Raw genomic sequence first — 14,457 nt, forward strand, 5'->3', positions numbered from 1 at the left:
GATTGCGTCGACATATCGGCGTACCCTCAGACGTTGACGTGTTAACAAATTAAGAAAGGCATCCTTATGGCGAAAATCGGCATCATCCTCGGCTCTACCCGCGACGACCGCGCCGGACTGGCCATCGCCCAGTGGGTCACCGACCTCGCTCAGGGGCGCGACGTGGACTACGAGCTCATTGACCTCAAGGCCTTCGACGTTCCGATCCTCACCACCTCCGTCATTCCTATGGCGGCAAACAAGAATTACGAGGATCCGCAGGTGCAGGCTTGGTCCGATGCTGTCGATTCCTGCGACGGCTATATCTTTGTCACCCCGGAGTACAACCACTCCGTGCCGGGCGCTTTCAAGAACGCCGTCGATTCCCTCGGCGCCGAGTGGGTAGGCAAGCCGATTGCGTATGTGGGCTACAGCTTCAGCGGCGGCATCCGCGCGGTAGAGGCGTGGCGCCTCATCATGGCGAACTTCTCTATGAAGCAGCTGCGCACCCAGCTGGATATCTCGCTGAATACCGACATGAAGGATGGCACCTTCACCCCGGCTGATTTCAAGGCCGGGATCGTCGAAAACATCTGCGCCGAGCTGGAAGAAGTCCTATCCTAGGGCGCATGGAAAAGGTAGCAGTCGTCACAGGAGCATCGTCGGGGATCGGGGAGGCGTCGGCAAGAGCGTTGGCGGCCGACGGTTGGCATGTTGTCGTCGGTGCGCGTCGCGTAGAGCGCCTTGAGGCCCTCGCGAAGGACATCGGCGGCGAGGCGCACGCCCTCGACGTAACCTCGGACGAGTCCGTGGCTGAGTTCGTCTCCCACCTCGACCGCGTGGACCTCTTGGTCAACAACGCCGGTGGCGCGAAGGGCCTGGAGCCCCTCGTGGAGACTACTATCGATGACTGGCAGTGGATGTACGACGTCAACGTCCTAGGCACTGTCCGTATGATCCAAGCCCTCATGCCGAAGCTGCGGGGTGGGCTCATCATCAACATGGGCTCCGTTGCCGGTTGGAACGTCTACGAGGGCGGCTCCGGCTACAACGCCGCTAAGCACGGTGTGCGCGTGATTTCCCGTGCACTTCGTATCGAGGAGCACGGCGTTCGTGTCACCGAACTCGACCCGGGCCGTGTAGCCACGGCGGAGTTTTCCCTCAATCGTTTTCGGGGCGACACCGAACGTGCTGCACAGGTGTATGACGGCGAACTCAACCTCACCGCAGAAGACATCGCTGAGGCCGTGCGTTGGGTGGCCTCGCTGCCGGAGCACGTCAACATTGACACCATGACCATTAAGCCGCGCACGCAAAGCTAAATTACCTGTTTCGCTGCAGGTGAGACGCCTCTTATAGTGGCATGCGTTAGTGAAAACACATGTGAGTATGGGGGTGTTAGATGGCATTCAGCGCCATAGTGGCCTTAATGGGTGTGTGGTTCGCGGCGATGGCCTCGCCAGGACCAGACGTGGTGCAGATTATTCGTTTGGGTGCACGCTCTACGCGCGCGGCGGTGTGGGCCGCAATCGGTAGCACCACCGGCTTGATGATGTGGACCGTTGCTTCGCTAGCGGGGCTTACCGCATTGATTTCGGCGCACCCGGAAATCCTGGTGGCGCTGCAGGTTGCCGGCGGCAGCTATCTGCTGTGGATGGCTTTTTCTGCCATCAGCGGTGGCATCAAAGAGCGCCGTGCACCGGCAACTATGAACCCTCAACCGCGCGGGTTCACCCCGGATGGCATCATCAGACTCGGCACGGCGTACCGCATGGGCCTGGTCAGCGACCTTTCCAACCCCAAGGTTCTGATTTTCTTCGGCGCTATCTTTGCCAATTTTATCGATCCGGACATGGGCTTGAGCGCCAATGCCACGGTTGGTTCTGTGTTGGTTATAGAAAGCCTCATTATTTTTGTTGGTGTCGCGCTGTGTACTCGTGCGGTGTCGAAGTGGATGGCGAAGAACTCCGCCAGTGTCGATATCTTTAGTGGCGTAGTGTTTGCCCTGCTTGGCGTCATCATTCTGGTGGAGGGACTGCTCAGTGCAGCCGCTGGGTATGCTGGTCAGCATGCTAGAAGTCTCAATTAAGGGAGAATCCATCAAGCTCGGCCAGTTCCTCAAACTGGCATCCTTGGTCGCCACCGGGGGTGAGGCCAAAGAACTTATCGAGCAAGGCCAGGTCACCGTCAATGGGGAAGTGACTAAGCAGCGCGGTGCAACGCTGGCGCTTGGCGACGTCATCTGCGTCTCCGACACCTGCGCCCGCGTCGTCGAAGACGACGACGATTATTTTGATGAGGCCACCGCCGATGATGACTTCGACCCGGAGAAGTGGAGGAACCTTTAATGCCCGCCTTTGAAGCAGAAGTAGGAATGCCCTACTGGATTACTCTGGCTAGCTCCGACGTGAAGGCTTCCGAGGAGTTTTATTCCGCCGTGTTGGGCTGGGAATTCGAAGAGGGCATTGCCCGTCTGGAGGGCCTGCCGATCGCGGAGATCGTCCCTGGCCAAGACACTTGGGCAGCGTACTTCCTTTCCCGCGACTTGGAAGCCGACTGCGCCCGGGTAGAACAACTCGGCGGCAAGATCCTCGCATTAGGCGCGCCGTTGGCGCTTGTTCTGGACAACAGTGGTGCCATGTTTGGTTTGACGCAGCCGGAGCTCGACCGCTTCGTTGCTGGCGGCGAGCCGGGGACCCCGGTATGGCACGAGCTGACGGTCTCGGAGAATTTCCACTCGACGTTGGACTTTTATGGCGAGCTCTTCGACTGGGAGATTCGCGGCGATGAGCACTACGCAGTCGCGGAGGAAGAAGGCGCTGCCTTTGCCGGGTTCTGGCACGCGGAGGGTTTGCCGAGTTTCTGGCAAACCTACTTGGGCGTGCGGGATATCGACCAAGCGGCGAAGGCTGTGATTGATAACGGCGGAAAGATCATTCGCGAGCCCCACGATTCACCATTCGGCCGCCTGTGTCTGATTGAGGATTCCACGGGTACGGCCCTGACCTTGTGTGAGGTTGAGGATGCCCCCGAAGAACCCATCGAACTCTAGGGTTACGGAGGTCGTGCGCCGCATACCGCCCGGCAATGTCTCCACATACGGAGAGATCGCAAAAGTGGCGGGCGTCGGCCCGCGGTATGTGGGCTGGGTGATGTCGAAAAGCACAGATCTGCCCTGGTGGCGGGTGGTTAACAGTACCGGCCGCGCCCACACTTCCGCCGCCCAAGTCCATTGGGATGAAGAAGGTATCCCACACCGTGGGGACCGCGTGATCCTTTCGAAGTGCGGTCTGGATGCGGCGGATCTGGGAGGGTGAAAGTGCGCGCTTGGCTCTTTTTGACCATTGCCATCATCAGTGAGGTGGTGGCGACTTTATGCCTCAAGGCGGCGCTAGAGCACCCCGCGGTCTATGTCGTGGTGGTGGCGGGCTACGTCGTCGCTTTTTCCGCCCTGCATCAAGTGTTGCGTTGCGGCATGCACGTGGGTGCGGCCTATGGCATCTGGGGTGCAACCGGCGTGGTGCTTACCGCAGGGTTGTCCGCGTACCTCTTTGGCGAACAGCTCACGCCGCTCATGTTGGTGGGCATGGGGTGCATCATCGCCGGCGTGGTCTGCGTTGAAATGGGCGGCAGGGAACCGAAGACCACGCTCGTGGAGGTGGATCCTTGATCTGGTTATCCCTTGCCATCCTCATCGAAGTCGCCGGTACATTGGGCCTGCGTATGCTGGCCGTTCATGGGCAGAAGGCGTGGGTAGCGTGGGTCGTCGTGGCCTATGTGTCCTCCTATGTTTTCTTGTCGTTGGCTCTCCGTCAGGGCATACCGCTAGGTGTGGCCTATGGAATCTGGACTGCCTGTGGCGTGGCGCTTACTGCTCTTTTATCCTTCATGCTTTTCCGCGAGCCTTTCACTTGGCTTAAGGGCTTAGGGGTCGCGCTGATCATTGGCGGAGTGCTCCTAGTGGATATGGGGTAGAGCCGGCTATCCCATTCGTCGTTGTAAACGACGGATCCTTCCTAGAAGGGGATTTCTTCACTGCCTTCAGATTTCTTGTTCTTCGCCTTTTCTGTTTGGCGTGCGGCTTCTCGTTGTTCTTTGTCTAGCTCGGCTTTAAGCTCCTGAGCCTCGCGATGCTTCCTGGTGCGATATCCTTCAATATCTTGTGCGATGCTCCGTGCCCAGCGCTTGCGCTTAGGAGCCAGCGGCCCGGAAGGCTCTGTGATTGCCCAGGTTCCGTCCTCAAAAAGCCAGACCACATCCCCGGTATCAGGGTCCAAGATATAAAAGGCCCGTCCATCGGTTTTCATATTGTGGTGGTGCTGGCACAACGCCACCATGTTGTCCGGATGCGTTGGCCCACCATCGGCGTAGTTAATCCGGTGGTCTAACTGACACAACCACGCCGGCATTCCGCAGCCAGCGGCACGGCAGGTGCCATCGCGGCCTTCAACGTATTTGCGAACCATCGTGGCTGGTCCGTAGCTCTTAGAGGCCTCCGGCTTGGTGCTCAAATCTCTTACCGTTGTGGACTGAGCCGGGATGTCTCCCACTTGCCAGCCATGTCCTTCCACGTACACTGGGGCGTCCTCTACATCGTCGGCTTTATATGTGTGGAGCACTACTCGGGCAGCTTCTGGCTCCACCTTTCCGGTAGTGAGGAGGATCAGCGCTTCCGCCATGGACACCTCATGCTTTTCGGCTGCTGCCTTAATTGCTTCATGGATGATGATTCCGACGCTGCTGTCCACCTCGAGTTCTAGGGTGGCGCGCTGGGCGCGGGTCATCATGGAGTACCGATTCTTTGGGCGCTTATCCTCCACGGCGATGGAGTCATCATGCACTTTGACAAGGTCGCGTATCCGGCGGCGAATCTGCGCGGTGGTGGGAAATACCTGATTTGGCTTAGTCGGGGTAAACCACCGAGCTAATGAGGCATCAATTGCGGCGACCACCTCCTTTGAAGGCTGGCCTAGTTTAGCCATCACCTGATCGATAGCAATCAAAGCCGCTAAATCCAGCAAATGGTTGGCATCTTGCAGAGCCTTTACTTGAGGAAGCTCGGTAAGGCGGTGAAGGCCCATGATAATGCGGGCTACCGCGCCAGCAGATTTACCGGTCTTTATCCCAAGGCGCATGCAAGCAGTATCGGCGTCCTCGTCAAGTGCGGGAAGAACGCTGGACCAGAATTCATAGTCTGCCTGGCGTACACCTTGACCTGCCACGCAGACCGGATCATTCGGATTGGAATGAGAAAAATAGGACGCATTAACAACGTCTGTAGTGGAAGACACGAAACGCGCAACCCCCTCTTTCTTAAGTGAATTACTGAGAGGATCCGAACCCCCACTGTTCGAAACCCCTTTCGAAAAACGAGTTTATGCCACACCCTCGACGATGTCTACCCCGGAAGAAAAGTTGTTAAAGGGGAGGCAACTGAGGTGACAGATGCTGGCGAGGTGTGGTTTCAGTCGGTCTCCGACTTGAAGCGGGGCGTGCGGAAGTCCCCTGGAGTGGGACGTATGTTTGGTTAATGCTCCCTCACTAGAGATTGTTAAAATTGTGACTTGAGTTAATCTATGCACGTGCTGAAACCTACCCCGCTCATCGTTGGCCTTGCTCTTGCGGCTCTCACGGCGCCACCCGCCCATGCCCTGACGTTCAATCCTGAAAAGGTTCCACCACGCACCCAGATGACCGTGCGTTATGCCGACGGAAACTCAGTCTCCACCGGAAATGGCCATGAGTCCCGCGCCGCGCTATCCCTGGCCAAGCTATACCTCGGCATGTGGGTGCTGAAGTACGGCGCGCCGGAGGATAAAGCCCGCGTGGAGAACATGATTCGTTTCTCTGAGGACGGAACTGCCAGCGACTTAGAGTGGAAATATCCGCAGGCGATTCCCTCCATCATCGGTGAGTATCAGCTGGGGGAGACCCACCACAACGGCTACTGGGGAAATGTCACGACGTCGACGGAGGATCTCACGCGCTTCATCGGGGTGATTTCTGGCGATCCGGTTGCCGCGCCGATCACGAAGGGCATGGCGACGGCAGCGCCCACGGCGGCCGACGGTTACCGCCAGGACTTTGGCACCGCACGAATCCCGGGCATCATCGGCACGAAATTTGGGTGGTCGGATGATCGCCAAGTTCACGCGAGTGCCTCTTTTGGTCCGGGTTATAGTGTGGCGGCTAATACCTATGGTTCCCCGGCGGATCTCACGACGGATGTTCTCGGTGCGGTGGAGGTTTCTCCGCAGGCGCCGAGCTTGCCGACGCCCCTCCAAGATGCGCGCGATAGGGCGTGTGCGGAACTGAAGCGCGCTGTGCCGAGCTCGTCGCAGGTGTGCTGACCAACCAGGAAATAAGCTAAGAAGTACCTTTGCGCTTGCTAAGAAATCAATATATTCTCGGCTGTCAACGAAGCAGTTGCTAGCCCGAAAGGTATTTCTGATGCGCAAGACGTTGTCCATTTTGACCATTGCTGTTGCAGCTTTGAGCGCTGCCCCAGCAGCGACTGCGAAGAGCGACCAAACCCGTTCGCTTATTTCCCCAGGTACGTGTGCCACCATTACCAAGTTGGCAAATGAAGGAAAGCCCGTTCCGGATCCGTCTATTCTGCGCGATGCCGATTCCGTTCCTTCTTACTTCCAGAGCGGGGTCCTTAAGTACAAGGTGGCGGATGATTTCCCCTACCGCGAGCAGCTCGATGCCGCGGTAGCTGAGTGGAACGACGCGCTCGACGGGAAGGCCTCGCTTAAGGAAGTAGCGCCGTCCGAGGCTGATGAAGACACCATCGCCATCATCTACAAGCCGGAACCGAACGGTTACGTCCAAGGTACGGCCTACCCGGACCATGGGATGCTCTTCATCAAGACCGCTAACGCTCAGTACCCAGAGGCGCTCCAAGGCACTATCGCCCACGAGCTCGGCCACATGATGGGCGCGGGTCACTCCTGCGCCCACGCGCTCATGGCCGGTGCGAACCAGAATCCCATTTCTTATCATGTGACTCCGCTCGATGCGGTGGCTGTCCTGCAAGGACAGTTCGACTAAGTCACCGCAGGCTGGCCGCGCCCGGCGAATGCGAATAGGTGTCGTCGGTCTTGGCCAGGCGGTGAGCGCGGATTCCCAGGTAGATGACCGTCGGGTACATGATGAGCGCCACGAGGACATACTGCGTGACGAGCTGCCAGGTTTCCTCCCACATGTAGTTCCACGCGAAATGGAGACAGAAGGAGAAAAACAGCGCGCCCACGCCAATGCCGAGGCGCCACCACCATGGTTTATGCGCGGCGTAGATAGCCCAGCCGATGCCAAAACCTGCGATGGCAGAGAAGCACATGTGCAGGCACGGGCCTGCAACAAGGCGCAGACCCCACATCTGGAGCATGCCGATCCAGTCTGAGGTCGGGTGCATCAGTGCACCCATCGCGGAGTACAGGCTGTTTTCCAGGACTTCGAAGCCCCAGCCCACGAGCGCACCGACGATGAAGCCGTGCCAAGGCCGGTTGAGCTGTCGGAAGCTGAGGAGGATGAAGACCACGCCGAGGGCCTTGGCAAATTCTTCCGGATAAGCACCGGCCCAGGACATCATGGATTCCTCCCAGCCCAGGCCCACGGAGAGGTCGGTCAGTGGGGAGGCTGACAGCAGCGCCAAGGTCACAGCAGCGCCGGCTCCCCAGAGCACGCTTGCCGACGCCCACCCTTTCCCCGGCCTTGCCCACATCGGACTGCGACTCCACAGGAACAGGCCCAGCGCTAAGAAGCCGACGCCGAGGATCAAGCTAACGAGGCCCGGCAGAGGAGCCACGAAGAAAATGCCGAGCAGATTAATCAGGGAAATCGGTAGGCAGAGACCAATGATGATCCACAAGGTAACGCGGAAGATTTTGCTCATCAGAAGGCCTCCATAAATTGTTGGGCAAGGTCGGTCGGGTCACCATTGGAGAAGACGATCTGATAGTTGAGATCGCCTTTAGCCACGCTGAAGGCGAAGACCGGAATAAAGCCATCCGTTTCAAGGGTGAGAATGCCTCCGGCATCTTTAACGTCTTCTTTCTTCGGCATGCCCTCGAAGCTGGTTGCGCGCACGGCGCGGCGCAAAGCGAGTGCATCGTCCTCGACGCCTTCGGTGACATAGGCCTCGACCAAGGTATCGCCGCAGTCCCAGGCCTGGTTGGCCATGGAATCATGATTTACGCTGCACGTAAGGCCCTCGATGGGTTGGCGCCACTCAGGGTCATCGAGCACCACTTCTTCCATTTCAGGTTCACGTTCCGGCAAGGCCAAGCTCAGCACAGCGGGCAGCCCAAGGACGAGCAAGGTTGCCCCGAGCACGGCGAAGAAAGGTCCCGTCATCTTCGCCGGAGGGAAACGATAAGAAGTCATGCACACCACACTAACGCGTGCTTCTGACATAGAGTGAAGTGCATGAAGGATCTGTATCAATTTGTTAATGGCCCATGGATTGAGTCCCACGTTATCCCCGATGATCGCGGTGTCGACGGCACCTTCCACGCGCTGCGCGACGAAGCCGAGGAACTCGTCCACGAGATCGTTAAGGAAGACGCTGGCCGTCCTGGGATCGTGTATTCCTCTCACATGGACGTTGAGGGAGTCAATGCTGCGGGGACGGCGCCACTTTCCGAAGATCTGGATAAGCTGGTTGCGGCTGATCCGGAGGAGTTGGCGCACAACCTGGGTGTTCTGGAGCGCGAGGGCGTTGGTGCCCCAGTGACCTTCTGGGTAGAAAAAGACTCCGGCTCTGAGGACGCGGTGGCCTACATTATTCAGTCTGGTTTAGGTCTGCCGGATGAGGCTTATTACCGCGAGGAAGCTCACGCGCAGACGCTCGCTGACTACGAGAAGCACGTTGCGGCGATGCTGGGATTCTTAGATCCCGCCCGCCTCTTCGGGCTGGGCGCGGAGGTTGCAGCTACCCGCATCGTGAACCTGGAGAAGGAAATTGCGGCAGGGCACTGGGATGTGGTGGCCTCCCGTGATGCGGTAAAGACGTATAACCCGGTGGACGTCGCCAAGCTGCCCAACATCACCCGCGCCATCCTGCAGGGTGGGGGACTGCCGGAGCACCGTGTGGTGGCCATGATGCCGTCCTACTTTGAGCACCTCGAGGGCCTGTTCACCGCCGGCCGTATGGCGGATTGGCAACTGTGGGCTACGTGGCACATTCTGTTGTCGCGTGCCCCCTACCTCACCGAGGAGATCGGTAAGAAGAACTTCGAGTTCTATGGAACTAAGCTCTCGGGTGCTACTGAACAGCGTGCACGTTGGAAGCGCGCCGTCGGGTTGGCGGAAAACATGGTGGGCCAGGAAATCGGCAAGGTCTTCGTGGACAAGCACTTCCCGCCGTCCTCGAAGTCCGAGATGGATGAGCTGGTGGAGTACCTTACCGCCGCCTACCGCGAGAGGATTTCGCAGCTGGAGTGGATGACCCCGGCTACCCGCGAGCGCGCGCTGGAAAAGCTCTCCCAGTTCAAGGCCAAGATTGGGTACCCGGATATGTGGCGCGACTACTCTGAACTGGAGTTTTCGCCGAAGGGCGCGGACTTGGTGGCCAATGTGCGCGCAGGCAACGCGTGGAACCACGATTATGAGTTGGCCAAGATTGGCAAGCCGGCGGACCGCGATGAATGGTTCTCCACCCCGCAGACGGTGAATGCTTTTTATAATCCGGTGGTCAATGACATCACCTTCCCGGCGGCTATTTTGCGCCCGCCGTTCTATAACCCAGAAGCTGATGCCGCAGAGAACTTCGGCGCTATCGGCGCGGTGATTGGCCACGAGATTGGGCATGGCTTTGATGATCAGGGCTCGCAGTATGACGGCCAGGGCAACCTCAACTCTTGGTGGACGGATGAGGACCGCGCGGCCTTCGAGAAGTTGACCGCGAAGCTGGTGGATCAGTTCCAAGGCCAGGTGCCGAAGGTACTGGAGGGCACTGATTCCGCAGGCGTCAACGGCAGCTTCACCCTGGGTGAGAACATCGGTGACCTGGGTGGATTGGGCATTGCCGTGGTGGCCTACAAGAACTACTGCGCCGACAAGGGCCTGGATATCAACGGCCAGGTCGCACCGTTTGAGGCAGAGGGTGCTGAGCCTGAATTGGCCGAACACGAGTACACCGGTCTGCAGCGCTTCTTCCTGGCGTGGGCGCGCGTGTGGCGCACTGCTATTCGTCCGGAGATGGCTACGCAGTACTTGGCTATTGACCCGCACTCGCCGGCGGAGTTCCGCTGCAACATCATCGCCGAGAACATCGACGAGTTCTACGAGGCTTTTGATGTCGAGGGTGGATTGGTCCCAGAGGAGCGCGTCACCATCTGGTAGTACCCTTGGATCCATGAGTGACTACCAACTAAGTCCGGAAAAACAGCTCGAGCAACTCTCCTCCTACATGGAGGTGCACTACCCGCTGCCGGACTTCCGCCCGCCGTGGGCCGGTGGAGGTTCGCCGGAGGCGGACCGCTACTGTGCGCTGCTGCCGGATCGCATCGTGCAGGCCTCGATGATGGTGCTGGGTTCCGCGGTGGATCACTCGCTGCCCGGTACTGCCTTCACGGAGGGGGTGCGTGTTGAGGAATCCGAGGTCGGAGCGATCTTTGTTCCTTCGGAACAGAATGGCCGCTGGGCAGTCTCGCTGCACTCCGGTGGCTGGTGGCGCGGTGACGGCAAGGCGCTAGAGATGCAGTGGCGGCCCGAAGTGGCTGCTGCGGCGCAGCTGTCGGGGACCACGATCATTGATGTGGATTATCCGTTGGCACCCGAGCACACCGTGGCGCAGATGGTTCAGTCGGTTCAAGCGGCCGTCGATTATGCGCGCGATCATGGTGCCAACCGCGTCACGGTGTGGGGCTACTCCTCCGGTGGGGCGCTCGCAGCGCTGGTGCCTGCCGACGCCCTCCTCCTCACCTTCCCCGACTTCGGTGCGCTTGCCAAGCTTCCGGAGGAGATCCGCGGCGACTATGTCCTCGATGTTGAGAAGCTGCCGGGCCTGTATTCCGACATCTTGGTCCAGACCGCAGTACAGGACGAGATTGCTGAGCCCGTGGAGATTCCCGGTGCACAGACCGCGGAGTACGTGTCGATGCACCGCATTTCTACCCCGGCCGTGGCGCGCCAGCGGGTGCGTGACGCTGCCAAGTTCCTCTAGCCTTACTGCTCGCCCTCTGGGCGAATCTTCATCTCAGAGTTCTTCCACCAGCCGGAGCGCTGAATGATTTCTTGGTCGATCTCCGCCTCCAGCGGGGCCTCGCCTTGGGAGTTGGTGCGCAGCTCGTACTTTTCAATAGAGCCCCAGTCGCGCGCCCAATCGTTGTTGAGGTAGCTCGGGATCTCATAGGAGTAGTTCACTGCCTCCGCGGTTGCCAGCGCGCCACCACCGGAGAAGGACTGGAAGTCCGTGAGGGAAGTTTGTGCGGCGGCGTCGGGAAGAATGCGGAACTCCGGAATTTCGGTCACGCCGGCGTAGTGGTCAAAGGTGCGCTGACAGGGGAACTGCAGGGCGACGGACCAGTCAAGGAGTGCCGGGGTGGAGGAATCGAATTGCGAGTTGATGGTGGCAAGCTCCGGCACGCGCGGCGGGGTAAACGCCATCCAATCATCCTCATCGGTGGAATCGTCTACCGCAACGAGGCGCACGACGTTGGCCTCGTCGGGGATCTTGTCCAGTTCGATTCGCAGGTTGCGCCACTTGGGGGTAGCACCGACGTCGGAAAGCTCGGCCTCACCCTTGTTGGTGACCTTGCCGTCCTTGAGGGTGCCGTACTCCAGGGTGAGCTCGGTGCCCTCCTGCTCCACGCCGTTGACGTCGTGGTGGTAAATCTTGCCGGCGGCAGAAACCGAGAGGATGGGGGAGTTTTCTGAGGATTCCGGCAGGTTGTACCACTGCGTGGTGATGGTGGCGGTGGAGCGCTGCGACTCATCGTAGGAGCCCATGACCGGGACCTTCGTGTAATCCAGGTTGAAGGGCAGGTGCATCTCGGAGCCGTTGACGCCCAAGGTTCCGCGCACGCCGCCGGCGGAAGAGTCGGTGACCTCGGTGGCCTTCTCCTCGGTCTCGGTGAGCTCCTTTTGCTCGTTAGAAGACGCAGAGGAATCACCGGTGGTGTTGGCAATGGCGCCTACCGACGCCGAGTTGAGGTTCTCCGGTTCAATATCCTCCTTGATCATGTTCGGGCCGAAGCCGAAATTGTCTTCCTTCGGATCCACCAGGGAGTCTTTGAATTCGCCTGTAACCGGAGTGAGGAAAGCGTCGTTGGTGTTGGTTTCCACCAGCGTGGCATCCGCGAGCGAGCAGACATCGCCGCGTAGGGAGGCCAGGTTGCCCTTGCCCACGGAGTAAGAATCCGCCTGGGCCACGTAGCCCTTGGCAAAGGAGGCGCAGGAGAAGGCGACGATGAGGATGCAGGCCACTGCGATTGGTGCGGACATGGCGCCTGCCCAGCGGGACACCTCAGCCTTCCGGCTGTTGTGAGTAAGTGATTGGTAGAGGCCAATCGCCAGCACCACCATGCCGATGGCGAGCACCACGGTATTGGCCTCAATAGCCTTGAATTGCACCGTGCGGTCCCACCACGGGATGCCGAAGGAAGACACGTACCACCAGGCGTTCCAGCCGCCCAGGGAGATGGCCATGAGGAAAATCACCGCGGCGATGGAGAAGGTCCGGGCGCGCGGGGAGCGCATGGCGATCTGGGAAAGGACCACCGAGCCGAGCGCGGCGATAACGCCGGCGACACCGGCGTAGATGCCGAAGTGGTGCGTCCACTTCGTCGGCGTGAACATGAGGAAGAAGGCCGACAGCGCCATGATGGCTAGCAGGCGCTTGGTGGGATCTGCCTCCGCGCCCACGACGCGGTGGTCCTTAATGAAAGCGTAGATAATGAGCGCCAGGCAGAAGAGCATGGTGAACATGGCGAAGCGGCGCGTCAGGGAGCCATCCACGGAGGGCTCAAACAGCGTGGAGTAGCGCACGAACTCCGAGTACCACGGCAGGGACGGGCCGACCGCGGAACGAACGCGAGTGGACTCGAGCACGGACGCTAACGTTTGATCCCCGAAGGCGGCAACCATGACCGCAGTGCCGCAGGCCAGGAACGGGGCGATGAGGGCTGTCCAGCCGACCTGGGAAGCGCGCGTACCCATGATGCGGAACAGCGAGGGCAGGCAGACCAGGAAAATGCCCACCGCGGTAAGACCAGTGGGGCCTGCGGCCAGGGTAATGGCGGCGATGATGGTGCCTACGGCCGCTGGTAGGAGGCGCTGGTTGGAGATGGCGCGCTCAAAGGAGGCCCACGTCAGCATGACGCCGAGGGCCACGATGGGTTCCGGGCGGATGCCGTTGTTATACGGCAGCCAGAAAGCCAAGAACATGAAGGCCGCGGTCCAGTGCGCCAAGCGGCGCTCGTTGACGCGGGCACCGAAGCGCGGGAGCATCTCGCGCGACAACACGAACCAGATGATGAGCGCCGAAATGAGGGAGGGCAGGCGCACGATGATGGAGGCGCTGGAGAATTGCGCCAGCCATGCTACGAGGTCGTAGTAGGGAGCACCGAACGGGGCCTCGGGGACGCCGTACCAGCGGTAGTAGTTCGCCATGTAGGTCGCGTGATCGGAAACGCGGCCCATGGTGAGGATGAAGCCATCATCGGAGGTGTTGGCGCCGAAAATATACCACCAGCCGAGTACGGCAGCCACGACGCCATCCAGCGGGCGGATCTGCTTCCAGGTCTCGGGCATGAAGCCGAAGCGTTTGCCATCGAGGCGGTCAATTCGCCACAAACACACCAGGCTGATGACCACCATGGCCAAGCCCAGCCACATGGCGATGAGCTTGAGCGGTGTCGGGGAGGAGGTGAAGCGCGAGTTGATCTCGACGTGGATACGGAGGTCATCGCCCAGCTCTTTAAGGGCTTCCGGGGTGTCGTCGATTTCGGTGTAGACGCCGGTAACCTGCGGGCGCAGATCCTCATCGGAAGTTTTCTTGTGCTTGCCCAGGGTCACCGTGGTGCCGTCGCCGGTGGACTGGATGCGGAGGGTGGCGTCGTCAGGCAGCTTCGCCACTTGCTCGGCAGTGAGCGAGAAAATGACCTCATCGAGGCTGGTGACCGAGAGACCACCCTCGCCGGCACGGACAAACATGCCGCGGTTGGAGGCCTTCTTGGACTCCGGTGGCACGGTGCCGTAGAGCAGGTCCTGGCCATCGCGCAGCTTGTCGACGGCGCTCAGGGGGATCTCTGCATCAATTTCTTCCGGCGCCACCGAGATGAGCGGGGCGTTGATGGACTGCAGGGAGCCCTGCTGGGGCCAATCGAAGGAGGACTGGGTCTGGTTCACCGGCAGCAGCGGCGTGGCCACAAAGCACAGGAAACCGATGAGTCCCGCGATGATGGCGGTGAGCCGCAGCGATTGCGGTGCTCGCAGTGAAGAGGTATTCCGATCTGACACGGCGATCAGTGT

The 14,457-nt window shown here is 59.9% G+C and carries 16 protein-coding genes; 12 read left to right on the plus strand and 4 right to left on the minus strand.

Annotated features, from left to right (window positions below):
* The first annotated feature begins 66 nt into the window (after positions 1-66).
* The 8 genes from HMPREF2635_RS02555 to HMPREF2635_RS02585 all read left to right on the plus strand — a co-directional run bounded on the left by HMPREF2635_RS02555 (position 67) and on the right by HMPREF2635_RS02585 (position 3,954).
* A complete protein-coding gene (locus HMPREF2635_RS02555) occupies positions 67-603 on the plus strand; it encodes an NADPH-dependent FMN reductase (RefSeq protein ID WP_046648604.1) in 537 nt (178 codons plus the stop codon).
* Between the two features lie 5 nt (positions 604-608).
* On the plus strand, positions 609-1,301 hold the full coding sequence (locus HMPREF2635_RS02560) for an SDR family oxidoreductase (RefSeq protein ID WP_046648602.1): 693 nt from the start codon (positions 609-611) through the stop codon (positions 1,299-1,301).
* An 80-nt stretch (positions 1,302-1,381) separates the two neighbouring features.
* Positions 1,382-2,068: a LysE family translocator gene (locus tag HMPREF2635_RS02565; protein ID WP_046648600.1), complete on the plus strand. Its 687-nt coding sequence runs from the start codon at positions 1,382-1,384 to the stop codon at positions 2,066-2,068.
* Positions 2,049-2,327: an RNA-binding S4 domain-containing protein gene (locus tag HMPREF2635_RS02570; RefSeq protein WP_046648682.1), complete on the plus strand. Its 279-nt coding sequence runs from the start codon at positions 2,049-2,051 to the stop codon at positions 2,325-2,327. The genes HMPREF2635_RS02565 and HMPREF2635_RS02570 overlap by 20 nt, the downstream gene beginning before the upstream one ends.
* Complete coding sequence (locus HMPREF2635_RS02575; RefSeq protein ID WP_070821235.1) at positions 2,327-3,031, plus strand: VOC family protein; 705 nt, start codon at positions 2,327-2,329, stop codon at positions 3,029-3,031. Before HMPREF2635_RS02570 ends, HMPREF2635_RS02575 begins: the two co-directional genes overlap by 1 nt.
* Positions 3,003-3,296, plus strand: a complete 294-nt coding sequence (locus HMPREF2635_RS12855) for an MGMT family protein (RefSeq protein ID WP_080975120.1) — start codon at positions 3,003-3,005, stop codon at positions 3,294-3,296. Before HMPREF2635_RS02575 ends, HMPREF2635_RS12855 begins: the two co-directional genes overlap by 29 nt.
* A 2-nt stretch (positions 3,297-3,298) precedes the next feature.
* Positions 3,299-3,649 carry a DMT family transporter gene (locus HMPREF2635_RS02580; protein WP_070510682.1) on the plus strand — a complete coding sequence of 117 codons (351 nt, stop codon included), beginning with the start codon at positions 3,299-3,301 and terminating at the stop codon, positions 3,647-3,649.
* On the plus strand, positions 3,646-3,954 hold the full coding sequence (locus HMPREF2635_RS02585; protein ID WP_046648595.1) for a DMT family transporter: 309 nt from the start codon (positions 3,646-3,648) through the stop codon (positions 3,952-3,954). Before HMPREF2635_RS02580 ends, HMPREF2635_RS02585 begins: the two co-directional genes overlap by 4 nt.
* A gap of 41 nt (positions 3,955-3,995) precedes the next feature.
* Here HMPREF2635_RS02585 and HMPREF2635_RS02590 read toward each other — a convergent pair whose 3' ends face one another.
* Positions 3,996-5,270: an HNH endonuclease signature motif containing protein gene (locus HMPREF2635_RS02590; RefSeq protein ID WP_070821236.1), complete on the minus strand. Its 1,275-nt coding sequence runs from the start codon at positions 5,268-5,270 to the stop codon at positions 3,996-3,998.
* A gap of 291 nt (positions 5,271-5,561) precedes the next feature.
* On the opposite strand from HMPREF2635_RS02590, the gene HMPREF2635_RS02595 reads away from it, so the two are divergent.
* Complete coding sequence (locus HMPREF2635_RS02595; RefSeq protein WP_141761672.1) at positions 5,562-6,329, plus strand: hypothetical protein; 768 nt, start codon at positions 5,562-5,564, stop codon at positions 6,327-6,329.
* A 100-nt stretch (positions 6,330-6,429) separates the two neighbouring features.
* Positions 6,430-7,032 (plus strand): zinc metalloprotease, encoded by a 603-nt coding sequence (locus HMPREF2635_RS02600; protein ID WP_046647030.1) that lies wholly within the window; start codon positions 6,430-6,432, stop codon positions 7,030-7,032.
* A gap of 1 nt (position 7,033) precedes the next feature.
* On the opposite strand, the gene HMPREF2635_RS02605 is transcribed toward HMPREF2635_RS02600, so the two are convergent.
* Positions 7,034-7,876, minus strand: a complete 843-nt coding sequence (locus HMPREF2635_RS02605) for a PrsW family intramembrane metalloprotease (protein ID WP_049156732.1) — start codon at positions 7,874-7,876, stop codon at positions 7,034-7,036.
* Complete coding sequence (locus tag HMPREF2635_RS02610; protein WP_049156735.1) at positions 7,876-8,367, minus strand: hypothetical protein; 492 nt, start codon at positions 8,365-8,367, stop codon at positions 7,876-7,878. Before HMPREF2635_RS02610 ends, HMPREF2635_RS02605 begins: the two co-directional genes overlap by 1 nt.
* A 42-nt stretch (positions 8,368-8,409) precedes the next feature.
* On the opposite strand from HMPREF2635_RS02610, the gene HMPREF2635_RS02615 reads away from it, so the two are divergent.
* Both HMPREF2635_RS02615 and HMPREF2635_RS02620 read left to right on the plus strand, forming a co-directional pair.
* Positions 8,410-10,326 (plus strand): M13 family metallopeptidase, encoded by a 1,917-nt coding sequence (locus tag HMPREF2635_RS02615; protein WP_070517101.1) that lies wholly within the window; start codon positions 8,410-8,412, stop codon positions 10,324-10,326.
* A 13-nt stretch (positions 10,327-10,339) separates the two neighbouring features.
* The gene (locus HMPREF2635_RS02620) at positions 10,340-11,149 is read left to right on the plus strand and encodes an alpha/beta hydrolase (RefSeq protein WP_239663635.1); all 810 of its coding nucleotides are present in this window, start codon (positions 10,340-10,342) and stop codon (positions 11,147-11,149) included.
* Positions 11,150-11,151: 2 nt separating this feature from the next.
* Here HMPREF2635_RS02620 and HMPREF2635_RS02625 read toward each other — a convergent pair whose 3' ends face one another.
* Positions 11,152-14,445: an arabinosyltransferase domain-containing protein gene (locus tag HMPREF2635_RS02625; protein ID WP_070821237.1), complete on the minus strand. Its 3,294-nt coding sequence runs from the start codon at positions 14,443-14,445 to the stop codon at positions 11,152-11,154.
* Between the last annotated feature and the right edge of the window lie 12 nt (positions 14,446-14,457).

Origin of the sequence: Corynebacterium sp. HMSC035E02 (assembly GCF_001836065.1) — a bacterium.
GTDB classification, from domain to species: domain Bacteria; phylum Actinomycetota; class Actinomycetes; order Mycobacteriales; family Mycobacteriaceae; genus Corynebacterium; species Corynebacterium hiratae.

What these genes read in the sequence shown, in the direction of transcription:
- HMPREF2635_RS12855 (WP_080975120.1), top strand. Translation starts at nt 3,003, where the DNA reads ATGCCCCCGAAGAACCCATCGAACTCTAGGGTTACGGAGGTCGTGCGC.
- HMPREF2635_RS02565 (WP_046648600.1), top strand. Translation starts at nt 1,382, where the DNA reads ATGGCATTCAGCGCCATAGTGGCCTTAATGGGTGTGTGGTTCGCGGCG.
- HMPREF2635_RS02570 (WP_046648682.1), top strand. Translation starts at nt 2,049, where the DNA reads ATGCTAGAAGTCTCAATTAAGGGAGAATCCATCAAGCTCGGCCAGTTC.
- HMPREF2635_RS02620 (WP_239663635.1), top strand. Translation starts at nt 10,340, where the DNA reads ATGAGTGACTACCAACTAAGTCCGGAAAAACAGCTCGAGCAACTCTCC.
- HMPREF2635_RS02610 (WP_049156735.1), bottom strand. Translation starts at nt 8,367, where the DNA reads ATGACTTCTTATCGTTTCCCTCCGGCGAAGATGACGGGACCTTTCTTC.
- HMPREF2635_RS02560 (WP_046648602.1), top strand. Translation starts at nt 609, where the DNA reads ATGGAAAAGGTAGCAGTCGTCACAGGAGCATCGTCGGGGATCGGGGAG.
- HMPREF2635_RS02575 (WP_070821235.1), top strand. Translation starts at nt 2,327, where the DNA reads ATGCCCGCCTTTGAAGCAGAAGTAGGAATGCCCTACTGGATTACTCTG.
- HMPREF2635_RS02555 (WP_046648604.1), top strand. Translation starts at nt 67, where the DNA reads ATGGCGAAAATCGGCATCATCCTCGGCTCTACCCGCGACGACCGCGCC.
- HMPREF2635_RS02600 (WP_046647030.1), top strand. Translation starts at nt 6,430, where the DNA reads ATGCGCAAGACGTTGTCCATTTTGACCATTGCTGTTGCAGCTTTGAGC.
- HMPREF2635_RS02605 (WP_049156732.1), bottom strand. Translation starts at nt 7,876, where the DNA reads ATGAGCAAAATCTTCCGCGTTACCTTGTGGATCATCATTGGTCTCTGC.
- HMPREF2635_RS02615 (WP_070517101.1), top strand. Translation starts at nt 8,410, where the DNA reads ATGAAGGATCTGTATCAATTTGTTAATGGCCCATGGATTGAGTCCCAC.